General features: G+C 62.6%; 26 protein-coding genes. 13 read left to right on the forward strand and 13 right to left on the reverse strand.

Going from position 1 to position 22291, the window contains the following annotated elements; all coding sequences use genetic code 11:
• Positions 1–30 precede the first annotated feature (30 nt).
• The 4 genes from KHO49_RS25675 to KHO49_RS25690 all read left to right on the forward strand — a co-directional run bounded on the left by KHO49_RS25675 (position 31) and on the right by KHO49_RS25690 (position 3267).
• On the forward strand, positions 31–465 hold the full coding sequence (locus KHO49_RS25675; RefSeq protein ID WP_102864118.1) for a rhodanese-like domain-containing protein: 435 nt from the start codon (positions 31–33) through the stop codon (positions 463–465).
• A 273-nt stretch (positions 466–738) separates the two neighbouring features.
• Complete coding sequence (gene aotJ / locus KHO49_RS25680) at positions 739–1518, forward strand: L-arginine-binding protein AotJ (protein WP_102864119.1); 780 nt, start codon at positions 739–741, stop codon at positions 1516–1518.
• 114 nt (positions 1519–1632) lie between these two features.
• Positions 1633–2745: a M14 family metallopeptidase gene (locus KHO49_RS25685; protein ID WP_213666056.1), complete on the forward strand. Its 1113-nt coding sequence runs from the start codon at positions 1633–1635 to the stop codon at positions 2743–2745.
• A gap of 123 nt (positions 2746–2868) precedes the next feature.
• Complete coding sequence (locus KHO49_RS25690; protein ID WP_213666057.1) at positions 2869–3267, forward strand: hypothetical protein; 399 nt, start codon at positions 2869–2871, stop codon at positions 3265–3267.
• Here KHO49_RS25690 and KHO49_RS25695 read toward each other — a convergent pair.
• From KHO49_RS25695 to KHO49_RS25715, 5 genes are all read right to left on the reverse strand, one after another.
• Complete coding sequence (locus KHO49_RS25695) at positions 3261–3839, reverse strand: DcrB/PsbP domain-containing protein (protein WP_213666058.1); 579 nt, start codon at positions 3837–3839, stop codon at positions 3261–3263. The two genes, KHO49_RS25690 and KHO49_RS25695, sit on opposite strands and share 7 nt — an antisense overlap.
• Before the next feature lie 114 nt (positions 3840–3953).
• A complete protein-coding gene (locus KHO49_RS25700) occupies positions 3954–5399 on the reverse strand; it encodes an aldehyde dehydrogenase family protein (protein ID WP_213666059.1) in 1446 nt (481 codons plus the stop codon).
• 71 nt (positions 5400–5470) lie between these two features.
• Positions 5471–6376: an aromatic amino acid exporter YddG gene (gene yddG / locus KHO49_RS25705; protein WP_213666060.1), complete on the reverse strand. Its 906-nt coding sequence runs from the start codon at positions 6374–6376 to the stop codon at positions 5471–5473.
• Positions 6377–6465: 89 nt separating this feature from the next.
• Positions 6466–7197, reverse strand: coding sequence for an AraC family transcriptional regulator (locus KHO49_RS25710; RefSeq protein WP_249735849.1), 732 nt, complete (start codon positions 7195–7197; stop codon positions 6466–6468).
• A gap of 82 nt (positions 7198–7279) precedes the next feature.
• Positions 7280–7648: a hypothetical protein gene (locus tag KHO49_RS25715; protein WP_146232621.1), complete on the reverse strand. Its 369-nt coding sequence runs from the start codon at positions 7646–7648 to the stop codon at positions 7280–7282.
• Positions 7649–7797: 149 nt separating this feature from the next.
• On the opposite strand from KHO49_RS25715, the gene KHO49_RS25720 reads away from it, so the two are divergent.
• From KHO49_RS25720 to KHO49_RS25735, 4 genes are all read left to right on the forward strand, one after another.
• Positions 7798–7995 (forward strand): hypothetical protein, encoded by a 198-nt coding sequence (locus tag KHO49_RS25720; protein WP_213666061.1) that lies wholly within the window; start codon positions 7798–7800, stop codon positions 7993–7995.
• A gap of 216 nt (positions 7996–8211) precedes the next feature.
• Positions 8212–8772 (forward strand): GTP cyclohydrolase I FolE, encoded by a 561-nt coding sequence (folE, locus tag KHO49_RS25725; RefSeq protein WP_102864126.1) that lies wholly within the window; start codon positions 8212–8214, stop codon positions 8770–8772.
• A complete protein-coding gene (locus KHO49_RS25730) occupies positions 8773–9300 on the forward strand; it encodes a chalcone isomerase family protein (RefSeq protein ID WP_102880034.1) in 528 nt (175 codons plus the stop codon).
• A 24-nt stretch (positions 9301–9324) separates the two neighbouring features.
• Entirely contained in the window at positions 9325–9852 is a 528-nt protein-coding gene (locus KHO49_RS25735; RefSeq protein WP_102880033.1) for a DUF3833 domain-containing protein, read from the forward strand.
• A gap of 22 nt (positions 9853–9874) precedes the next feature.
• On the opposite strand, the gene KHO49_RS25740 is transcribed toward KHO49_RS25735, so the two are convergent.
• Positions 9875–10336, reverse strand: a complete 462-nt coding sequence (locus KHO49_RS25740; protein ID WP_258379762.1) for a thiol-disulfide oxidoreductase DCC family protein — start codon at positions 10334–10336, stop codon at positions 9875–9877.
• A gap of 157 nt (positions 10337–10493) precedes the next feature.
• Between KHO49_RS25740 and KHO49_RS25745 the strand changes: the two genes are divergently transcribed.
• Complete coding sequence (locus KHO49_RS25745) at positions 10494–11813, forward strand: Nramp family divalent metal transporter (protein ID WP_102880031.1); 1320 nt, start codon at positions 10494–10496, stop codon at positions 11811–11813.
• 80 nt (positions 11814–11893) lie between these two features.
• Here KHO49_RS25745 and KHO49_RS25750 read toward each other — a convergent pair whose 3' ends face one another.
• Positions 11894–12841 (reverse strand): LysR family transcriptional regulator, encoded by a 948-nt coding sequence (locus KHO49_RS25750; protein ID WP_110653030.1) that lies wholly within the window; start codon positions 12839–12841, stop codon positions 11894–11896.
• Positions 12842–13033: 192 nt separating this feature from the next.
• On the opposite strand from KHO49_RS25750, the gene KHO49_RS25755 reads away from it, so the two are divergent.
• Both KHO49_RS25755 and KHO49_RS25760 read left to right on the forward strand, forming a co-directional pair.
• The gene (locus tag KHO49_RS25755) at positions 13034–13459 is read left to right on the forward strand and encodes a DMT family transporter (RefSeq protein WP_249735905.1); all 426 of its coding nucleotides are present in this window, start codon (positions 13034–13036) and stop codon (positions 13457–13459) included.
• A 2-nt stretch (positions 13460–13461) separates the two neighbouring features.
• A complete protein-coding gene (locus KHO49_RS25760) occupies positions 13462–13935 on the forward strand; it encodes a DMT family transporter (protein WP_102880028.1) in 474 nt (157 codons plus the stop codon).
• Positions 13936–13945: 10 nt separating this feature from the next.
• On the opposite strand, the gene glcF is transcribed toward KHO49_RS25760, so the two are convergent.
• The 3 genes from glcF to glcD are packed head-to-tail and all read right to left on the reverse strand — an operon-like array spanning position 13946 to position 17730.
• Positions 13946–15163, reverse strand: coding sequence for a glycolate oxidase subunit GlcF (gene glcF / locus KHO49_RS25765; RefSeq protein ID WP_213666062.1), 1218 nt, complete (start codon positions 15161–15163; stop codon positions 13946–13948).
• Between the two features lie 3 nt (positions 15164–15166).
• Positions 15167–16231 carry a glycolate oxidase subunit GlcE gene (gene glcE / locus KHO49_RS25770; RefSeq protein ID WP_213666063.1) on the reverse strand — a complete coding sequence of 355 codons (1065 nt, stop codon included), beginning with the start codon at positions 16229–16231 and terminating at the stop codon, positions 15167–15169.
• A complete protein-coding gene (gene glcD, locus KHO49_RS25775; RefSeq protein ID WP_102880025.1) occupies positions 16231–17730 on the reverse strand; it encodes a glycolate oxidase subunit GlcD in 1500 nt (499 codons plus the stop codon). The genes glcE and glcD overlap by 1 nt, the downstream gene beginning before the upstream one ends.
• A 252-nt stretch (positions 17731–17982) precedes the next feature.
• On the opposite strand from glcD, the gene KHO49_RS25780 reads away from it, so the two are divergent.
• Positions 17983–18153: a metallothionein gene (locus KHO49_RS25780; protein ID WP_102864137.1), complete on the forward strand. Its 171-nt coding sequence runs from the start codon at positions 17983–17985 to the stop codon at positions 18151–18153.
• Positions 18154–18199: 46 nt separating this feature from the next.
• Here KHO49_RS25780 and KHO49_RS25785 read toward each other — a convergent pair whose 3' ends face one another.
• From KHO49_RS25785 to KHO49_RS25795, 3 genes are all read right to left on the reverse strand, one after another.
• On the reverse strand, positions 18200–18427 hold the full coding sequence (locus KHO49_RS25785; protein WP_011060569.1) for a DUF6555 family protein: 228 nt from the start codon (positions 18425–18427) through the stop codon (positions 18200–18202).
• 141 nt (positions 18428–18568) lie between these two features.
• A complete protein-coding gene (locus KHO49_RS25790) occupies positions 18569–19597 on the reverse strand; it encodes a purine-nucleoside phosphorylase (RefSeq protein WP_213666064.1) in 1029 nt (342 codons plus the stop codon).
• 109 nt (positions 19598–19706) lie between these two features.
• Positions 19707–20654 carry a nucleoside-specific channel-forming protein Tsx gene (locus tag KHO49_RS25795; RefSeq protein ID WP_102880023.1) on the reverse strand — a complete coding sequence of 316 codons (948 nt, stop codon included), beginning with the start codon at positions 20652–20654 and terminating at the stop codon, positions 19707–19709.
• Positions 20655–21020: 366 nt separating this feature from the next.
• Here KHO49_RS25795 and kynU point away from each other — a divergent pair, with 366 nt between their 5' ends.
• Positions 21021–22265, forward strand: coding sequence for a kynureninase (gene kynU / locus KHO49_RS25800; protein ID WP_110594943.1), 1245 nt, complete (start codon positions 21021–21023; stop codon positions 22263–22265).
• The last annotated feature ends 26 nt before the right edge of the window (positions 22266–22291 follow it).

Below are 22291 nucleotides of genomic sequence, written 5' to 3' on the forward strand. Positions count from 1 at the left end.
CACCTTAATCGCGACGTTCTGGAGACGCCCATGACCAGCCTGGTCCGCAGCATTGCCGCCGCCCCTTCGGCCATTGCCCTGATGCATTTTTGCAACCGCCTGACCTTTGAAACCGACTGTTCCGACGTCTACAGCAGCCAGGAGGCCGGTGAAGTGGATTTTGTCCTGGTGGATGTGCGGGGCCCCGAGGCCTTTGCCCGCGGCCATGTCCCCGGGGCGATCAATCTGCCCGGGCACTTGCTCACCGTCGAACAGCTGGCCGGTTATCCCCGCGACACCCTGTTCGTGGTGTATTGCGCCGGTCCTCACTGCAACGGCGCGAACAAGGCGGCGGTCAAGCTGGCGGCCCTGGAATACCCGGTCAAGGAGATGATCGGTGGGGTCACCGGCTGGCTCGATGAGGGCTTCGAGCTCAGCACCGGGCAACCGCGCAGCGAGGGGCCGGATCTGTCCTGCGCCTGCTGAGGGGCCACTGCGCTGGCGGCGGCCCCAGGCTGCGGCTAGCGCAGGATGTGTCGGTAAAAATGGTCCGTTCTGAGGCGAACGTCGGGTGGTTCAGGGACAAACGCACCACGCCGGGGCGAGGGGGAGGGCGCAGAATCGCGGCTGCATGTTTTTTATAAGTATTTGTCGCATAAACACAATTTGCTTCCCGGGAGCCGCTCTAGACTGCTGGCCACTTCGATTTGCCCATAATCGAAACCAGCCAATAAAAGTCTCCGCCTCCTGGAGTTATAAATGAATAAGTTTGCGCTGTTTGGTGCCTTGGCACTGTCGCTGTTTTCCCTGACCGCTTCGGCCGATGAGGCCAAGCCGATCCGTATCGGTATCGAAGCCGGCTACCCACCGTTCTCGATGAAGACGCCCGACGGCAAGCTCACCGGTTTCGACGTGGACCTGGGCGATGCCCTGTGTGAGCAGATGAAGGTCAAGTGCACCTGGGTCGAGCAGGAGTTCGACGGCCTGATCCCGGCGCTGAAGGTGAAGAAGATCGACGCCATCCTGTCGTCCATGACCATCACCGACGATCGCAAGAAGAACGTCGATTTCACCATCAAGTACTACCACACCCCGGCGCGCTTCGTGATGAAGGCCGGCACCACGGTCAAGGACCCGCTGACCGAGCTCAAGGGCAAGAAAGTCGGCGTACTGCGCGCCAGTACTCATGACCGTTTCGCCACTGAAGTGCTGGTGCCGGCCGGCATCGACCTGGTGCGCTACGGTTCCCAGCAGGAAGCCAACCTGGACATGGTGTCCGGTCGTGTCGACGCGCTGCTGGCGGACTCGGTCAACCTCGACGACGGTTTCCTGAAAACCGACGCCGGCAAGGGCTTTGCCTTCGTCGGTCCCGAGTACAACGATCCGAAGTACTTCGGTGGCGGCGCCGGCATTGCCGTGCGTAAGGGCGACAAGGAGCTGGCAGAGAAATTCAACACGGCCATCACCGAGATCCGCGCCAACGGCAAGTACAAGCAAGTGCAGGACAAGTACTTCGACTTTGATGTCTACGGCGAGTAAGCCGCAGGCTGCAAAGCTTGGGTAAAAAAGGTGGCGCCCGTGATCCGGTCGCCACCTTTTTTGTGCGCCGCTGTTTTATTCTGCGCCACGCCTTTTTTGATCCCTGGAGCCACTATGCAACGCATCGACCATTCCTTGCCCTGGGGCCACCTGGGCACTGCGCGCCAGCTCAGCGTGTTTCGCTTCGGCAGCGGTGGCCGCAAGGTGTACATCCAGGCCAGCCTGCACGCCGATGAACTGCCGGGCATGCGCACCGCCTGGGAGCTGAAGCAGCGCCTGACGGAACTGGAGCGCCAGGGACGTTTGCAGGGCGTGATCGAACTGGTGCCGGTGGCTAACCCCATCGGCCTCGACCAGCAGGTTCAGGGCAGTCACCTGGGGCGTTTCGAACTGGGCAGCGGCAAGAACTTCAACCGTGCCTTCGTCGAGCTCAGTGGTCCGGTGGGCGACTTGATCGGCAAGCAACTGGGTACTGATGCCGCCGTCAATATCGCCTTGATCCGCCGCACCATGGTCCAGGTGCTGGATGAGCTGCCGGCTCCGGCCTCGCAGCTGCAGGCCCTGCACCGGTTGTTGCTGCGCCATGCCTGCGACGCCGATATCACCCTCGACCTGCATTGCGATTTCGAAGCGGCGATCCACCTCTATGCCTTGCCCCAACACTGGCCGAAGTGGCAGTCCCTGGCGGCGCGTCTGAAGGCTGGAGTGGCGTTGCTTTGCGAGGATTCCGGCGGCAGCTCTTTCGACGAATCCTGCTCCTCGCCCTGGCTGCGCCTGGCCCGGGACTTTCCTCAGGCGGCGATTCCCCCGGCCAACCTGGCCGCCACCCTGGAGCTGGGCAGCATGGGCGATACCCGGGTCGAGCAGGCGCGAGCCAACTGCGAGGCCATCCTCGGCTTTCTGGCCGAGCAGGGCCTGATCAGTGGCCAGTGGCCCGCTGCACCGGATCAATGCTGTGAAGGCATGCCTTTCGAAGGCACCCAATACCTGTTCGCCCCGCACCCCGGAGTGGTCAGTTTTCTGCGCGATGCCGGCGAGTGGGTGGAGCGCGGCGACGCCCTGTTCGAAGTGGTGGACCCCTTGAACGACAGGGTCAGCACCGTGCGTGCTGGCACCAGCGGCGTGCTCTTTGCCCTGGACCGCGGGCGCTACACCCAGCCGGGCATCTGGCTGGCCAAGGTGGCCGGCCGCGAGGCGATCCGCGCCGGCAAGCTGATCAACGACTGAACCGCCAGGGGCGACGCTGACGAGGCGCAGTAACTGGGTTGCCAGGGAACGCTCGGCTACGTCGGCCCTCGATCCGCCATCGCGCCCTTCGCCGGCAAGCCGGCTCATACAGTAGATGTGTCCATGTCCCGAGTGTCCGTGTCTATCCGCCTGCTGTTCACCCTGTGCCTGCTGGCGGCCAGCTTCAATCACCTGCGCGCCGCCCTGGACCATGGGTTGCTCTGGGACTATGGCTACGGCGCCGACACGCCCCTGGCCAGCCGGGCCTTCTGGGGCGCCCTGAGCTTTTTCGATCCGCTGGCGGCGTTGCTGCTGTGGGTGCGCCCGCGCTGGGGGTTGGTGCTGACCCTGGCGATCATCGTGCTGGACGTCGTGCACAACAGTTTCTATGTGGCGGCCCACAGCCAGTGGCTGGAAACCTTCTACCTGTCTCAGGTGGGGTTCGGGCTGGCGGTGCTGGTGCTGCTGCCTTTGGCCTGGAGGGGGCTGGGCTCACCCCCTGAGTCGAGGCGGGTCTACTGACCGAGGATGTGCTTCATCAGCGCCGCATGGCCGGCCTTGTCCGCGGCCCGGGAAATCACCTGGATCACCGCCATGCGGGTGCCGGAGCCGGCGATCAGGGTCGAGTTCAGGGTCTGGCCGCCGCCCTGGGTCGCGGTGCTGTCGATCTGCCGCACACCGAGGCCCTTGAGGGTCATGCTCTTTTCACTTTGCTTGCTGAAGTCCGGCAGCGCTGCGGCCTGTTGCGACAGGAACCCGCTGACCGCGGCATCGAGAAAGGCGCTGTCGTTGTCCTTGACCTGAGTACCGTTGGGAATGCTGTTCTGCGCGGCGATCACCACGGTGCGGGTGGTGGCGTTGGAATACAACGTGCCGCTGGCGCCCGCGGTGCCGTCGGCCTCGCTGCCGGCCGGCAGGGCCGAGGCGCTGAAGCCCTTGGGCAGGGTGAAGGACAGCTTGCCGTCGAGCATCGAGACTTTTTCTGTATTGGCTGGCTGGGAACCCGGCCGAGAGGCCGCGTTGACGCTCAGTATGCTGAGGCTAACCACGGTGAGCAGCAAGAGAAGCAGGGATTTTCTACCCGAAAAAGACATACAGTGCCTCCAGTATGATAGTTGGCCGCGCATCATCCCATGTGTCAGAGCTTCTTGCTCTGACATCTCATCGCAATGGTTTGTACAAATCCTTTTTTAGGTCCGTAGTGCGTCTTAAGTCTCGTGCGGTACATGAACAATGAGTCTTTTTGTTCGACGAAAAACATCCAGGCCACTACGCCTAAAACTGTTGTCTGGTCCCGATAAGCTGAGTGCTGAGGATGAAGGTTTTTGCTCATTAAACGGTGGTGGATTGATCCAAAGTGTGTTTGCTTCAAGCTGTTCGGAGGCGGCGATCACTTCCTTAATGTCTGATGAAAATAGCGAACTTTGTGCATTTGGCGATGAGTCATTCGCCAACTGCAATGCATGGCTGAAATCGCGAGCCCGAACAATGGCAGTAACCGGCCCAGGGCAAACTTCATGCAGGATTGCCATTTCATTGTTAACGCCGGTAATTATGGTTGGCTCATAGAACCAGCCAATGGGTTGCTCGCTAGGAACACGGCCGCCGCAGATTAGCGTCGCACCTTTGGTTGAAGCATCACATATCAAACGAATCACTTTATTGTGCGCAGTTTCACCGGATAGAGGTGTCATCTGGATCTCCCCCAAGTGCTGTGCCAAGCGTAGTTTTTCAAGGTGCTCCAAGCAGAGATCGACAAAGTGATCATGGACTTCGTCCACTACGAACAATCGCTGTACTGAATGCTGTTTCTCTCTCTTGAAGTGAAATGTTGCCTGTGCGGCGTAAGCTGCAGCTATTTCCAAGGGTGAGTGAGTGGAAACGATTAGTGAGCTACTGCCATCTGTTTCAAGTAAGCAGGGTTTCATCAGTTCGGCACAAGTTACAGCTACTGCGTTTCCCGCAGCAACACTGCCTGTAAATGCAACCACCTGGGTGCTGGGTGACTGCACCAGCAATTGTGCAGTTGAAGCGTCACCTGGAACACAGCACACCAGGCCTGGGAGTAGTGCATTGAAGTGTTCAGAGAACTTCAAGCTACATAGTGTTGCTGACTGTGCAGGCTTGATGATGCAACTGTTGCCTGCGGCGAGGGCTGCGGCGACGGTTTGGCACATCAGCAGAATCGCACTGTTGGAGGACAGGATATGTACGCTTACGCCATACGGCTCATAGAGTACCGACTGCTGTGCAGTGCTGTGGCCGGAAACAGCATGCTCTTCGACCTGCTGTGCGTAGCGGCGCAAGATTTGCGGACACTGCGCTAGCTCGTTGATGGCCCGTGAAAGTGGCGTTCCTGTTTCACGGCTCAGCAGGCGCGCTATCTCCAGATTACGTTCTATAGATCGCTCAATACTGCCGGCGAGAATCTGAAGCTGTTCAGCTCGATGGTTGGCACTACATTGGCGCCACTCCTGGTAGGCGTCACTCGCAGCTGCTATTGCCGCTTGAACTTCAGTCTGAGCGCACAGAGGGATTGTTCCAAGATACTCATGGGTCGCCGGATCTAGTACTTGTGCATATCTATTGCTACGGGAGGAGTAGTAGTACGGGTTTATGAAGTAACCGGTGTTTGAGGGGTGATGTAGCTTCATTGGGATGTCCCTTTCCGAATGTGCCAGGCAATTTTTAAATAGTTGTTTTGAGGCGCGCCTTGCAGGTATGACTATTTATCTTTCTCCAATGTGCAGGAAGAGGTTGCGATTATTGCTCCGGAAATGATTAATAAAGCCGATAACAGAATGATTGGCTGTACTTCTACTTTTCCAGCGAAAAACAGCAGGAAGGTAGAGATCAGTGGGGCTAAATAGGACAAAGCTCCGAGCATTCCCAGATGGCCGTGCTTAGTTGCGTGATCCCAAGCGAAAAAAGCCAATCCCACAGGACCTAGGCCTAAGGCGATAATCGCAAGCCATTGTTGCTTGTTCGGTTGTACCGGAGATTCGAATAGTAGGTGGCACATCCAGCCGGCTAATGCGACCAGGCCACATATACCACCGATGACGCTGCTGGGGATCTGCTGGAAACGTCTGTTTAATACTGAGTAGCTGGCCCACACCAGTGCACCGGCCAGCGCGGCTAAGTAGCCCATTATTGGCGAGCCTTGAGCAACTGAGGTTTCCTTTTGCAACAGAATGAATAGAGTTCCGAGTAACCCCAGTAGCGCTCCAAGTAATTGCTTGAATATTCTTCGATGATGGCCGCCTAAGGCGCTCAACAGAACGATAAACAATGGCCAGAGATAGGCGATCAGGCTGGCCTCCGCTGCTGGTGCAAACTTCAAGGCAAAGAAGTAAAGCGCGTGGTAGGAAAATATTCCGATAAATCCCAAGGCCCAGACAGGCCATGGCTGACGCCAGTCACTGAATCCACCGACGTTGCGCAGTGCGAGTATCAACACACTGGCAATAAAGGCTACGGCGAAACTCAGGGAGAGCAGTTGGAAGGGGGGGATGCCGGCGGTCAGCGTAGTCAGCAGAGCCAGGCATGACCAAAGTCCAACGGCCGTGAGGCCGATGGCCGTAGAACCAAGGTATGCAGGGCGAGGTTTGGAGGGGGTAGATTGGTTCATGGCTGTACATAACTGAAAGATCTACCGAGCCTAAATAGGAGGCTGCCGAAAATCTTGTACAAGCCTGCTTGAATTTTGTTCCAGACTGCTCAGCAACTGCCATTGAATGCTTGTCGGCGCAGGGTGCCGGGGGTCAACTGGCGTGCTTTTTTCAGAGCATGGGTCAATGCACTTTGGTCGGCATAGCCCACTCGCTGTGCAATTTCGCTGATGGGTAAATGACTGGTACTGAGCATCTCGATTGCACAGTTCAGGCGCAACTGGGTGATATGAGCAAAGGGAGAACAACCCATATACCGCTCAAACAACAAGTACAGCTGGCGCTCGCTGATCCCGGCTGCTAAGGCAATAGTATGGGCACTTAGCGGGCTGCTAAGGTTCTTCTGGATATGATCCAGAGCGCGACTCAATGCCTGTTGTCGGGGTGGAGGTGGCTGCTTGATGGACAGGCTTGATAGCACCAGGCTGCTCCATGCCTTGACGGTCAAGTCGGACTCGGCCGCTATTGCTGGGTTATGTCGGGCGTACTCAAGCAGGTGGCGCAAGGCTGGACCGATGGTGAAAAATGTTTCGGGCTGTAAGGTATCCAAGCTGTCGCTGTCAGGGAGGTCGAGCACAAGAAAACGGTTTTGATTCTGACTCAGAAAACTGTGGCGAGCACTGGGGTGTATCAGGACGCCTTGGCTCCAGTCGACCCGGCCGGCTCGGCCTTCCACCTCTATCTCCATCGAGCCGAACTGAGGCAATACGATTTGCGGATAGTCGTGAGCGTGTAACTCAACTTCGCCGGAGTAGGAGCGCTGCGCTACTGAAATAGTCATTCTGTCCCTCTCTAACCCAGGGCAATTTGAAGTTTGGAGCCTTTTTAGCGCTCCTTAGAATAATGTTCTCGGGCACTTCTGTTCAGTCTTGTACGGGCTTCCTCTCCTTACACGACCCTAAAACCAGTATCGACACCCCTAGTCCCGGCGCAAATACCATTAGCCCCAGGGCCTGCACCAGGCAGAACGCCGCCAAGGAATACGGGCCGGTGCTCAGCGAGCGCAGCAGCACGGTGGTGAAGGCCACGTCGTGACTCTGGTGGGAGAACATCGCCAGCACGCTGCCGAGCATTGGAAAACCCGCAAGCCAGCCGGCAACATTCGGTCCCCAGCGCTTGCTCGCCAGGGAAATCAACAGCGTGAGCAGTCTCGATAGCAGCATGAGCGGACTCGATGGATGAGCGGTGCACCACGCTAGGCTCTGTCCGAGAACTACCTGCGCTTCGATCATGCTGCGCACTTTGCGCCTTCGGCGCTAGGTAGATACAGGCTCGTGCGCGAGTCCGATCGGAATGCTCATGGAGGCCTCTACAGTCGAGCGCGACCCCGGCCGTTCCTCGCCTGTTTTTGCCTTGCCTGATCGTTGCTCGGAGAGTTTTCGTGCAGACCCTAGCATCCAACCCGGCATTTGGCGCGTATCTGGCACGTGTATCTGGCAAAAAGCGAAGCATCGGAGAGAGCAGGGTGGTGCGGGGTTTTCTTGTACGAAACATTGAGGCTGAATCGGTTTTTGAGCTTTTTGTACAAGTATTTACGGGTTTTATCGGGTTTTTATCGATAAAAGTTGTACAAAAATGAAATTCTCGTATAGGTTTTTCAGTGTGAGATGAGGTGATCACTGGCCAGTTTTAGCTGTCCAGGCTGTCACTCTCCACACTTTGGGGTTCCCGAGGTCAAGCCCTGGTGGAATCAGGGCTGGGCCAGTTGTGTGGTTGGTCACCTCGGGGCCCTTTTTTTTCCCTTGGCGCGTGCAAGGATTTGCCCGCCTCATTCACTTTGCGGAACCTGTGCGCCATGTACGATCCTCTCTCCGAGCATTTCCACTGCATTCTTCAGGGGCTGGGTGAAGATCCATCCCGCGAGGGCCTGCGGGATACCCCGCAGCGAGCGTCAAAGGCCTTGCGTTATCTGTGTCACGGTTACGACACCAGCCTCGAAGAGTTGGTCAACGGCGCGTTGTTCAGCTCCACCAGCGACGAGATGGTGATGGTTCAGGACATCGAGCTGTATTCCCTGTGCGAGCACCATCTGCTGCCCTTCATCGGTCAGGCCCATGTGGCTTACATCCCCACCGGCAAGGTGCTGGGGCTGTCCAAGGTGGCGCGGATCGTCGACATGTATGCGCGACGCCTGCAGATCCAGGAAAACCTGACCCGGCAGATTGCCGAGGCGGTCCAGGAAGTGACCGGGGCGGCCGGGGTGGCGGTGGTCATCCAGGCGCGGCACATGTGCATGATGATGCGCGGGGTCGAGAAGCAGAACTCGCTGATGAACACCTCAGTGATGCTCGGGGCCTTTCGCGACTGCGCCAGCACCCGCCAGGAATTTCTCCAGCTATTGCCCAGGCGGTCTTGAATGAACAGCATCCGGCGAGTGCTCGCGGCGCGGTTGTTGTGGCTGCTGGTGTTGTTCAGCGCCACCGCCAGTGCCGGCTGGCAAGAGTCGCTGCCCAATGCACGGCTGCTGGGCAGCGGTGAGTTCAGCTGGTTCGGCTTCAAGGTCTACAACGCGCGGCTCTGGGGCACGGCCTTGCCGTTGACGGCCGAAAGCCCCTTTGCCCTGGAGCTGACTTATCGGCGCACGATCCGTCGTGACGAGCTGGTGCAGACCAGCCTGGATGAGATCCAGCGTTTGTCCGGCACTGCAGTCAGCCCGGAGCAACTCAAGGATTGGCAGGCGCAGATGCAGCGCGCCTTTGTCGATGTCGAACCGGGCCAGCGCATTACCGGGGTGTTCCTGCCCGGTCGCGGGGTGCAGTTCTTTGTCGACCAGCGCTTGCAGCACGTGGTCGACGACGAGGCCTTCGCCCGAGCGTTTTTCGCCATCTGGCTCGACCCGCGCACCCGCAATCCGCAGTTGCGCGCACAACTGCTGGGCCGATAGCGGGCGCAGCACAGGAGATGTTCCATGTTCAAGAAATACTTGCTGGTGCTGTGCCTTGGCCTGGTTGCTTGCAGCGACACCGACGTCAAGCAGTACCGTGACCAGAAGCCCGAGCTGGAACTGCGGCAGTTCTTCAGTGGCCGGGTGGAGGCCTGGGGCCTGTTCCAGAAGCGCTCCGGTGAAGTGATCAAGCGCTTCCATGTGCAGATCAACAGCCGCAGCGAAGGCGAGAAACTCATCATGCATGAGGACTTTACCTACAGCGATGGCACCCGCCAGACCCGGATCTGGACCCTGGTCCCGACGGGGCCCGGCCTGTGGCGCGGGACCGCCGACGACGTGGTCGGCGAGGCCCGGGGCGAAGTCTCCGGCAATGCCCTGCGCTGGCGTTACGTGCTCAACCTGCCGGTGGACGGCACCACCTATCAGGTGCATTTCGATGACTGGATGTACCTGTTGGACGAAAACACCCTGGCCAATCGTTCCTACATGACCAAGTTCGGTTTCGAGCTGGGGCAGGTGACCCTGTTCTTCCGCCGTCAGCCCGGCTGAGGCGCGCTGGCCGGCTCCGGACTCAGGACGGGTCGTCGAGAAAGCGCCCGCGATGGTCGGGGCTGGGCAGCAGGCAGACATCATGCCGGCCGAACCAGCGGTAGCGGTTGCCGGCGATACGGTCGTAGCCCCAGTCCCGCAGTGGTCGGGGAATCCAGCGCAACAGGCGCAGCCAGCACCAGGGGGCAGGCAGTTGCGCCATCAGGCGGATAAAGGCCTCGGAGCGTTGCGACAGCCCCTGGTCCTCGATCAGCAACACGCTGTCGAACTGCTCGGTGGGCTGGCCGAACCATTTCAGCAGCGCCTGGCCCTGGGGCGATTGCATCGACGCCAGTTTGATTCGCCGCTGGCTGTCGTGGCTGATGACGAAACGCACCGAGGCGTTACACAGCTTGCACACACCATCGAACAGCAGCACCCGGTCGCCGGGTTGCAGGAAGGGGGGCTGGGTGTCGGGTTCGGGGGGCGTCGCAGCGCTGTTCACGGGGTTACCTTGGGCGGGAAATCGATACCTGCAGCAGGCGTCGCAAGGAGCAGGAGTGGCAGCAGCATACTCGCCTTCAGGATGAAACATCAGGCTTGGGTGGCTGTGCTGAAACCTCTAAGCTGAGCCCTTGCGTCAATTCGTCGTGGAAATCCCCGTGAAATTCAGCCTACCGAAAATAGCCACCGCCCCCTTTTGTCCGCCGGAGGTGGCGGGCTCCGTGTCCGTCGATCCCGGCGCTTCGCTGTTCAAGCGCCTGCTGCGTTTTGCCGGCCCCGGGTTGCTGATTTCCATCGGCTACATGGACCCGGGCAACTGGGCCACCGCCATCGAGGCGGGGTCGCGCTATGGCTACAACCTGCTGTTCGTGGTGTTGCTGGCGAGCCTGGCGGGGATGGCGGTGCAATGCCTGTGCTCACGTCTGGGCATCGCCACCGGGCGCGACCTGGCGCAACTGTGCCGGGAGCGCTACAGCCGCCGTTCGGCCCGGGCCCAGTGGCTGGCGGCCGAGGTGTCGATCATCGCCACCGACCTGGCCGAAGTGCTGGGGTGCGCCCTGGCGTTCCACCTGCTGCTGGGGGTGTCCCTGAGCACCGGGATTGTCATCACCGCTTTCGATACGCTGTTGGTCCTGGCCTTGCAGAACCGCGGTTTTCGCCGGCTGGAAGCGATCATGCTGGCGCTGGTGGCGACCATCGGCGTGTGTTTTTTCATTGAACTGCTGCTGATCAAACCCTATTGGCCGGACGTGGCCCGGGGGTTCACCCCGTCGCTCTCGGCCATCAGCGATGCGGCGCCGCTGTACCTGGCGATCGGCATCCTCGGCGCCACGGTGATGCCCCACAACCTCTACCTGCACACCTCGGTGGTGCAGACCCGCTTGATCGGCCAGGACCGGGCCAGTCGCGCCGACGCCATCAAGCTGGCGCGCATCGACACCATCGGCTCCCTGGCCCTGGCGCTGCTGGTCAACGCGGCGATCCTGATCCTCGCCGCCGCGGCCTTCCACAACACCGGCCACAGCGACGTGGTGGAGATCCAGGATGCCTACCATCTGCTCGACCCACTGGTGGGCGGAGCCCTGGCCAGCGTGCTGTTCGGCGTGGCGCTGCTGGCCTCGGGGCAGAGTTCGACCTTCACCGGGACCATTGCCGGGCAGGTGATCATGGAGGGCTACCTGAACCTGCGGATTCCCTGCTGGCAGCGACGCCTGATCACCCGCGGGCTGGCGCTGATTCCGGCGTTCATTGGCGTCTGGCTGCTGGGGGATGGCGCAGTGGGCCAACTGCTGGTGTTGAGCCAGGTGGTGCTGAGCCTGCAACTGCCGTTTGCCCTGTACCCGCTGATCCGCATGACCAACGACCGGCGCCTGATGGGCGAGTTCGTCAACCGTTGGCCGACGCGATGGCTGGCCTGGAGCCTGTTCGCCGTCATCAGCGCAGCCAACGCCTGGCTGATTGCTCAACTCTTCCTGTAGGAGCCGGCTGGCCGGCGAAGGGGCCGCTGAGTCTTGTGCAGGTCTTGCCGACGCTTTCGCTGGCAAGCCAGCTCCTACGGTTACGGGGCGGGTGCGCGGCGATCCCAATAGGGCTCCGGGCCGAATTTCTCGACGAAGAAGTCGATCACCGTGCGCACTTTCAGCGAGAGGCGCCGGCTGCCGGGCCAGAGGGCGGCAATCTGCTGCGGCTCGAGGCTGGTGGCCACGTCGAAGCCTTCGAACAAGGCCACTAGGCGGCCTTGATGCAGGGCCTCGCCAATCAGCCAGGAAGGAAACATCACCAGCCCCAGGCCCTGTTCGGCGGCCTGGGTCAGGGTGTCGGCGTGGTTGCCGGTCAGGGGGCCCTTGACGCTGTAGGGCGTCCAGTCTTCCCGGCCCCGGCGAAAGAACCAGCGCTGCTGGCCGGTTTCGCCCTTGTAGGCCAGGCACTGGTGCTGCTGCAACTGCTGCGGGTGCTGTGGCGTGCCATGACGTTCCAGATAGGCGGGGCTGGCCGCCACCCGGTAGCGCTGCGGGGCCAGCAGGCGTGCCTGCATCGAGGAATCTTCCAGGGTGCCGATGCGAAACAGCAGGTCGGTGCCGTCCTGCAAAGGATCGATGTAGTTGTCGGTTTGCTGGATGTCCAGTTGCAGCTTGGGGTAGCGGCCCAGTAGCTCGCCCAGCCAGGGCGACAGGTGCCGTTGGCCAAACACCACTGGGGCATTGATCCGCACCAGCCCGGCGGGTTCGTCCTGCTGTTCCTGCAGCGCCTGTTCGGCTTCTTCCCATTGCGCCAGCACCCGCCGCGCATGGTGGCCCAGTAAGCGCCCGGCCTCGGTGGGGCTGACGGCGCGGGTGTGGCGATAAAGCAACTGCTGGCCCAGGGCCTGTTCCATGAGCTGGATCTGCCGCGAGATGGACGAAGGCGCCAGCCCCTCGCGGCGTGCCACGGCGGAGAAACTGCCCTGGTCGAGCACCGCGATGAACAGGCGCAGGGCCTTGAAGCCCAGGTCGTTGAAGCCTTGCATAGGAAATCCTTGCTGTGCGTTTTACGCAAAGGTGTTGTCGGCATGCTCCCATTTATCGCAAAGAGGGCGCAATCGATAATGCCCGCCATTCCTTGATCCCCAAGCAGGTGTTGCATGTCTTCCAATGTGTTAGATCCAGCGCTGCCGACCTCGGCGGCCCAGGTTGAACCCCGCGCTGGCTGGCAGCGCTTGATGTTGTTGCCCCTGGTGATTCTGGCGGGCATGGGCCTGTCGGTGGAGGCCGGCTTGCTCGGCCCGCTGGGCGCCCAGGTCGGGCATTTGTGGGCGACCTTGAGCATCTTCGGCGTGGGCACGGCATTGCTGTTTCTGCTGCTGTTGTTCAGCGGTCCGCAGCCGGGGCCGGCCTTCAGCCAACTGCCGCGCTGGCAATTGCTCGGCGGGGTGCTGGGACCGATCTACGTGGTGGTGCTGACTTTGGCCACGCCCCATATCGGCATTGCCATGACCATGATCGCGATCCTCTCCGGGCAGGTGGGCAAGAGCGTGCTGATCGACCATTTCGGTTGGTTCGGCAGCGCCCGCAAGCCGGTCAATGGCGAACGCTGGCTGGCCCTGGTGCTGATTGTCGTGGCCCTGATCCTGATCGCCCGAGGTTGAACATGAACCTGATTCTTTTGCTGGTCCTGGTGGTGGCTGCGGGTGCGGTGCTCAGTGTGCAAGCGGCGATCAATGGCCGCCTGGGTGAAAGTGTGGGGGTGTTGCGCAGCAGCCTGCTGACCTTTGCTGTGGGCGCCCTGATCACCGGGCTGCTGATTGTGTTTTTCCAACCCCCTCAGGCCATGAGCCTGTTGCAGGCGCCGAAATGGCAACTGACTGGCGCGCTGTTTGGCGTGGTCTACATGCTGGTGATGGTCGGCGCGGTGCCCCGGGTCGGCACCGCGGTGGCCACGGTGGCGGTGATCCTCGGACAACTGGGCATGGGCATGCTGATCGACCACTTCGGCTGGTTCGGCAACCCGGCCATCGAGCTGTCACCCCACCGCGTGCTGGCGATGCTGTGCCTGGCCCTGGCGTTGCTATTCATGTACCGGAGCCGCACACCGCAAGCCGTGAGTGGCAAGCCACGAGCTTGAAACCTGGCGCTTAGCTCAGCGCGTCTTCCAGCACCTCGATCCAGTGGCGGACCGGGGTGCGGCCGGCACTGTCGAGGTGGATCTGGCAACCGATGTTGGCGGTGGCGATCAACTCCGGCTGGCCGCTTTCCAGAGCCCGCAGCTTGTCGTCCCGCAGTTGTCGGGCCAGGGTCGGCTGGGTCAGGGAGTAGGTGCCTGCCGAGCCACAGCACAGATGGCTGTCAGGCACCGTGGTCAGGTTGAACCCCGCTCGCTGCAACAGCGCTTCCACGGCGCCGCCGAGCTTTTGCCCGTGCTGCAGGGTACAGGGGCAGTGGAAGGCCAGACGCTGTTCGCTGTGGGCGCCGAGCTGCTCCAGGGGTTCGGCGCGCAACACTTCCACCAGGTCCCGAGCCAGGGTGCTGACCTGCCGGGCCTTGTCGCGGTAGGCCGGGTCATGGGCCAGCAGGTGCTGGTAATCCTTGATGAAGGCACCGCAGCCGCTGGCGGTCTGGATGATCGCCTCGGCGCCCTGTTGCAGGTGCGGCCACCAGGCGTCGATGTTGCGCCGGGCGCGCTGCAGGCCGGTTTCCTGGGCGTCCAGGTGATAGTCCACGGCGCCGCAGCAGCCTGCCTCGGCGACCGGCTGCACGCTGATGCCCAGGCGATCGAGGACTCGCGCCGCCGCGGCATTGGTATTGGGCGACAGCCCCGGTTGCACGCAGCCTTCGAGCAACAGCACGCGCCGTGCATGGCGCAGGGGCGGACGCGGCTTGGCGCTGGGCAACTGGCGCGGCAGCTTGGCCTGCAGCGCCTGGGGCAGCAGCGGACGCAGGCGGCTGCCGCCCTGGATCAGGGCCTTGAACAGTTGCGGGTTGGCACTCAGCGCTCGCAGTCCGCGGCGCAGCAGTTGCTGGCCGGCGGGCCGGGGCAGGGCGGCATCCACCACGGCGCGGCCGATGTCCAGCAGGTGGTGATAATCGACCCCGGACGGGCAGGTGGTTTCGCAGTTGCGGCACGACAGGCAGCGGTCCAGGTGTTGCTGGACCTGTGCGGTGGCGGTGGCGCCTTCGAGCACCTGCTTGATCAGATAGATGCGCCCTCGTGGGCCGTCCAGTTCGTCGCCCAGCAACTGGTAGGTAGGGCAGGTGGCGTTGCAGAAACCGCAATGCACGCAGCTGCGCAGGATGCGCTCGGCTTCGGCGGCCCGGGGCAGTTGCCGGGCCTCGGGGCTGAGGGTGGTCTGCATGGTCTAGAGCTCCGCGTAGAGTCGGCCGGGGTTGAAGATCCCTTGCGGGTCCAGCTGCGCCTTGAGCCGTTGGTGGTAGTGCAGCAGGGGCGGCGCCAGGGGCTGGAACGGACTGTCCTGCAGGCCGTGGCTGTAGCAGCTGGCGTGGCCGCCAACGGCGCTGACGGCGGCGCGGATCTCGCTGGCCGTGGCAGCGGTTTTCAGCCAGCGCTGGGCGCCGCCCCAGTCCAGCAGTTGTTCGCCGGGCAGTGCCAGCAGCGGCGTGTTGTGCGGCAGCGACAGGCGCCACAGCGGCAGGCCGGGGTTGAAGAAGTCCAGTTGCTGTTCATTGAGCTGGCTCCAGTAGCCCGCGTCCAGGGGCTCGCCGCCCAGGCGTTCATGGGCGGCGGCCACCGAACCTGCGCTGCCTTCCAGGCGCAGGTGCAGGCGCTCGCCGTCGTGGCAGGCGGCGCTGATCGGCAAGGGCTGCTGGCCCCATTCGGCGAGCTTGGCCAGGGCTTGGCCGGGCGTCATTTCCAGGCTCAGGCTCAGGCATTGCCGGGGCTTGGGCAGGACCTTCAGCGAGACTTCGGTGATCAGCCCCAGGCAGCCGTAGCTGCCGGCCATCAGTCGCGACAGGTCATAACCGGCGACGTTTTTCATCACCTCGCCACCAAAGCGCAGGTGCTGGCCGCTGCCGCTGATGATCCGGGTGCCGAGGACGAAATCGCGCACTGCGCCGGCCCAGGGCCGACGCGGCCCGGACAGGCCGCTGGCGAGCATGCCGCCCAGGGTGGCGCCAGCGCCGAACGATGGCGGCTCGCAGGGCAGCATCTGCCCGGCGGCCTCCAGGGTGGCGTGCAACTCACTGAGCGGAGTGCCGGCCCGGGCGCTGATCACCAGCTCCGTGGGGTCGTAGCTGACGATGCCGCGATGGCTGCGGGTATCGAGGATTTCCCCGGCGCACTCGCGGCCGAGAAAGGCTTTGCTGTTGGAGCCCTGGATACGCAACGGGGTGCTGTCCTGCAAGGCGTTGCGGACCTGTTCCAGCAGCGCGGCGCTGGCATCGCCGTCGGGTGGCGCCGTCATCAGAAGCGCTCCAGTTCGGGGAAGGGCAGTTGCCCATGATGGATATGCATGGCGCCGAATTCGGCGCAGCGCTGCAGGGTCGGGATGTTCTTGCCGGGGTTGAGCAGGCCGCCAGGATCGAAGGCGGCCTTGACCCCATGGAACAGCGCCAGCTCATGGGCGTTGAACTGGGCGCACATCTGGTTGATTTTCTCCCGGCCCACGCCGTGTTCGCCGGTGATGCTGCCGCCTACCGCCACGCACAGTTCGAGGATCTTGCCGCCCAGGGCCTCGGCCCGCTGCAGCTCGCCCGGCCGGTTGGCATCGAACAGGATCAGCGGGTGCATGTTGCCGTCCCCGGCATGGAACACGTTGGCCACCCGTAGTTGATGCTCGGCGGCGAGACGGGCAATGCCCCGTAACACCCCCGGCAGTTGACGCCGGGGAATGGTGCCGTCCATGCAGTAGTAGTCCGGGGACAAGCGGCCCACCGCTGGAAAGGCGTTCTTGCGCCCGGCCCAGAAGCGCACTCGCTCGGCTTCGTCCCGGGCCAGGCGTACCTCGCTGGCGCCGGCGCGTTCCAGCACCTGGCGCACCCGCTCGCAGTCGTCATGCACATCGGCCTCCACCCCGTCCAGCTCGCACAGCAGGATGGCTTCGGCGTCCACCGGGTAGCCGGCGTGGATGAAGTCCTCGGCGGCGCGGATCGCCAGGTTGTCCATCATCTCCAGGCCACCCGGGATGATCCCGGCGGCAATGATGTCGGCCACGGCGCGGCCGGCGGCTTCTACCGAATCAAAGGCCGCCAGCAGCACCTTGGCGATCGGCGGCTTGGGCAGCAGCTTGACCGTGACCTCGGTGATTACCCCCAACAGGCCCTCGGAGCCGGTGACCAGCGCCAGCAGGTCGAATCCCGGCGCGTCCAGGGCCTGACTGCCCAGGGTCATGGCTTGGCCGTCGACGCTGAGCATCTGCACCTGCAGCAGGTTGTGCACGGTCAGGCCGTATTTCAGGCAATGCACGCCCCCGGCGTTTTCCGCGACGTTGCCGCCGATCGAGCAAGCGATCTGTGATGAAGGATCGGGGGCGTAGTACAGGCCCAAAGGCGCCGCCGCCTGGGAAATCGCCAGGTTGCGCACCCCCGGCTGGAGCCTTGCGCAGCGGGCGGCCGGGTCGATCTGCAGGATGTCCTTGAAGCGCGCCATCACCAGCAGCAGGCCTTTTTCCAGGGGCAGGGCGCCTCCGGACAAACCCGTACCGGCCCCTCGGGGGACCACTGGCACCCGGTGCTCATGGCAGATCTGCAGCAAGCGCTGGACCTCGTGCAGATGCCGCGGCAGGGCCACCAGCATCGGTGTGGTGCGATAGGCACTGAGGCCGTCGCATTCGTAGGGCTTGAGCTGCGGCTCCTGGTCCAGCAGTTCCAGGTCCGGCAATTGGCTGCGCAAGGCCCGGATCAGGGCCTGCTTGTCGACGTCGGGCAGGGCGCCGTCGAGGGTTTCGTCATAGAGAATCGTCATGGGCGGTGAATGACCTTGGGTTGTTCTTGTCAGGTCGAGACAGCATGACCACGGCCTGCATCATTGGCTGGTCGGGCCGGGGTGGCCATCGGTCCATGCGGGCGCTGGCCGAATCACTTTAGTCGCTGTTGGCGTGGCGGGGGGGCTGGGTTGGCCTAGTCTTTGGAGGGCTCGCACCGTGCAGTGGCCGCCATTGTCTGAGGTGGCGCGGTGATCGAGTCCCCTGAAAGACTGATAAAAAGGAACCCTGCCATGTCCAATGAAACCTGCGCCTGTCCGGCCTGCACCTGCAAGCTGGGGCCCCATGCGATTGTCCGTCACGGCAAGCACTACTGCTGTCAGGCTTGCGCCGATCATCACGCCCACGGTGAGCCTTGTGCTTCCACCCAAGGGTGCAAATGCGCCCAAGGCGCCCACGGCTGAAGAGCGCAAACGGGTGGGGCTGCGGCTCCACCCGTTTGCGGCGGGCCTAGACCGAAGGCCGCCAGGTGACATTCTCGATACCGAACTTTTCCGCCATGGGCTTGCTGGTCTTCTTCACCCGTTCCCGGCCGAAACGGCCGATGCGGCCCACTCCCGCATCACAGCTTGCCCAGTGCCAGGCCTCGGCGTTGTCCATCTTTTCCTGGCGGATGATGAAGGACTTGGGAGCGCCGTGAAGGGTGTATTCGATGACGAAGAGTTTTGCGTTGTTCATAAAGCCTCTGTTCCTCCCTGTGATCCTTGAGTGATCCCCCGCAGGCGCAAAAATTCACTTTGATTGGCCGACTCTGGCGCCAACGGTCATGGCCCTGAGCGCGCCTTCGTCGGCACGCCGGCGCCTGCGGGTTGGCACGGATCAGGCTTCGGGGACGCCTTTTTCCCAGGTCGACCAGTTGTCGAGAATGTCCTGCACCAGCGGATTGCCGGCCCGGTAGAGGTTTTCCAGGGCCGGGACAAAGCCGCCCTGGTCGGCGTACTTGAGCAGGTTGTCCACTTCGCTGGCCCCTGGTGCCGGGCGGTCGAAGTCGGAACCGGCGCGTAGCACCGCCAGGCGCTGGATGTCCACCAGACCCTCGCGGCTGGCCCGCAGCAAGGCTTCGTAGGTGGAGTTGTCTTCCTGCTGGGTGGTGCAGTAGGTGCCTTTATTGTCAGTCAGCAGGCGGGTCCAGACTTCGGCCCGTTCGCTCAGGCGAGTACCGGAAAACCAGGTGTTGCCCGCCAGGGTGTCGCAGCGGGTCACCACCGGCGGCTGGTTGGCCGGGGCCTTGGGGTATTTCAGGCGCCAGGCCGCCGATTCCTGGCTTTCGCTCAAGGTCACCCGCTGGCTCAGGGCGAAGGCCTTGGCCTGAAGCTTGGGGTTGAGCTCGAAGACTTCGGTCTTGTAGTCCAGAGGCGGTTTTTCGTTCGGCCCCTTGGTGTTGATCCCCAGGTAGCCGGTGGGCCAGTCCTTGGGCGCATCCCGGGAGTCGATTTCCCACTGGGTGCCGAACTCCACCAGGTAATGAGCCCAGGCGGCCGTGCCGATGGTGCCGTGGTGCGGGCTGATGCCGGCGATCCCGGCAATCAGGAAATAGCTTTTGCGCAGGTCGAACTTCGGCGACAGGGCCAGCGCCAGGGTCGACGCCGCGGCATTGGTCTGGCCCATGCCGGTGGTCAACAGGCACACGTCCCGGTCATTGCAGCGAATGCTCGGATACTCCGCCGCCAGCCCCGGCACGCGAATCTCGCGCTTGAGCTCCAGGCGCTCGATCCAGTGCTGCGCTTCAGGCGCGAACATGCTGATCAGCACCACCTTGGGCTTGATCGGTGCCTCGTTGGCCCAGGCGCCGCCTGCCAGCAGAGCCCCCAGTCCCAATACCCACGAAACCTTTTTAATCCCACGCATACAACCTCCATGACTGCCGTTAACCGGCGCTTATCCTGCCTGATCCAGGTTGCAACTCATCGCAACCGTTCTTGTCTTGCCGTTTGCCGCTCGAAGCTTGCCTCAGCTTCTAGAACTGATACCCGACCCCGGCGTAATAGCCCCAGCCGTTGGAGCGGGCACGGAACTCGCCGTCGCCGAAATTCAGCACGCTGCCGTCTTCCCAGTTGCCGCCGTTGTGGAAGTAACGGCCCACCAGGGTGAAGCGCAGGTGAGTGAAGGCGTACAGCAGCACGTTGGTGGCCACCGTGGCATTGGCGGTGCGCGCCGGGTTGTCCTTGTGCAGGTCGGAGCCGAAATCGAAATTGGTGAAGCCGATGTAGGTCAGCGAGGCGCCGTTGCTGTAGCTGTCGATGGGCACGATGTATTTGAGCTGGGCGCGGTAGCCGTCCCAGGAATACTCGTTGCTGGCGCCGTAGTTTTCCCACTGGTAGCGGCCGTAGAAGTTGGCCGAGAGATTGACCCGCGAATGGGTGTCGATGTCGGTGCCCAGGCCGCTGTACAGGGTGTTGGCGCGGTTGGCGGTGCGGCTGCCGTGGTCGTAGATCCAGTCGAAGGCCACATACCACTCCTTGATCGGGCCGATGGCCAGGCTGCGACCGGCCAGGTAATCGATGGAGATCCGCGGTTCGTGCTCCATGAACAGCGGCGAGCCGTGGTCCCAGATGCCCTTGTCGTGGCTGTTGCCGATGTCGAGGATCTTCGGCAGGTCGATGTAGCCGTACAGCTCGAAGGGGCCCTTGCGCCCGAAGTATTCGTACTCCAGGTAGATGTCGTCCGCCGGGCGCGGGCCGAAGCTGATGTCCTTGCTGCCGATCAGCATCAGGTCCTGGTTGTACCAGTCGGAAAGGTAGGCGCCCTGTTTCGCGGATTGCACATCGGCGCTCAGGCTTTCGCCCTGGGCTGATGCGTCCGGGGCGGGGGATTGGGCCAGTGCGGCGTGACTGAGTAGACCCGTAACGCCGGCCAGCCCGAGGGAAACAGCCCATTGGCCATGACGGGGGAAGCGGTTGTGCATGGAAAGTCCCTGTTCGTGCGGTGTGAAGTCCCTGATGTCCGTTCGCGCGCGTGGCGGTGGCGAACACCCACAAAATTGCAACTCGCAAACGTTTGCACATGGCGTACCAACTTGAAATAGCCTTCGCAAATAAAAGCTGCAATCAATCGTCGACAGGGCTTTTGCGTCAGCGCTGTTGCGGCTGCGGCGCTACCGAGCGGCCCGCCGATGGAGGGCAGGCGGTGAGCAGGATTGGGTATTACCAGCGGGAATATAAAGGGCCGCCTTTTCTATTATCCAGTAATGACGGCCCTGGCTAGCATCCGGACTCGCTGGTGGCCGTTTGCTGCGACCCCGGCGCCCAATCATCGATACCGAGGGATCGTCATGAGCCGTTCCGCGCCCTGTACCCGGGAGCAGATCCAGCAGTTGGATCAGTCAGACCCGTTGGCCTTCTGTCGCCAGCGTTTTACCTTGCCGCAACACAAGATCTACCTCGACGGCAACTCCCTGGGGGCCATGCCGGCCCATGTCCCGGCGCGCCTGGAGCAGGTGCTCAAGGTGGAGTGGGCCGAGGGCCTGATCAACTCCTGGAACGACGCCGACTGGTACCCCGCGCCGCAGCGCACCGGGGCCCGCATCGCCGGGCTGATCGGGGCCCAGGGGCACGAAGTGATAGTGGCCGACTCCACCTCGATCAACCTGTTCAAGGTGCTGGTGGCGGCCTTGCGCATGCAGCCGTCGCGCCGGGTGATCCTGGCGGAGAACGGCAACTTTCCCACCGACGTGTACATCGCCCAGGGCGTCGCGGAGCTCACCGGTTGCCGGCTGCAGTGTGTTGACCCGGAGCAGGTCCTCGATGCCCTCAGCGACCAGGTGGCGATCCTCTCCCTGACCCACGTCAACTACAAGACCGGCCGCCGCTACGACATGGCGGCGATCACCGCGCGGGCCCACGAGCTGGGCGTGCTGGTGGTCTGGGACCTGTGCCACTCGGCCGGCGCCATGCCGGTGGAGCTGAACGCGGCCGGCGCGGACTTTGCCGTGGGCTGCGGCTACAAGTACCTCAATGGCGGCCCTGGCGCGCCGGCCTTTGTGTTTGTCGCCGAGCGTCACATCGCCCAATTGCGCCAGCCGCTGACCGGTTGGCACGGGCACGCCAAGCCCTTCGATTTCAGTCATGACTACCAGCCCCACCCGAGCCTCGACCGAATGCTGGTGGGCACCGCGCCGCAGTTGGGCGTGCTGGCCCTGGAAGCGGCGCTGGAGGTGTTCGACGGCGTTGACCTGCATGCCTTGCGCAGCAAGAGCCTGGCCTTGTCCGAGCTGTTCATCCGCCTGTGTGACGAGCAACTGGCCGGGTTGGGCGTGCAGTTGCAGACCCCGCGCGATGCCCAGCAGCGCGGCAGCCAGGTTTCCCTGAGCCACCCCCAGGCCTACCCGGTGATGCAGGCCCTGATTGCCCGGGGCATCGTCGGTGATTTTCGCGCGCCGGACATCCTGCGCTTCGGTTTTGCCCCGCTGTACAACCGTTTTGAAGACATCTGGACCTGCGTCGACGCACTGCGCGACATCCTCGTCAGCGAGGCATGGAACCAGCCGCAGTTCCTGGCCCGCAAAGCGGTGACCTGAACCCCGTGCCCAGCCTTGGAGCAAGA

This window comes from Pseudomonas sp. RC4D1 (genome assembly GCF_018390395.1).
Lineage (GTDB): Bacteria > Pseudomonadota > Gammaproteobacteria > Pseudomonadales > Pseudomonadaceae > Aquipseudomonas > Aquipseudomonas danubii.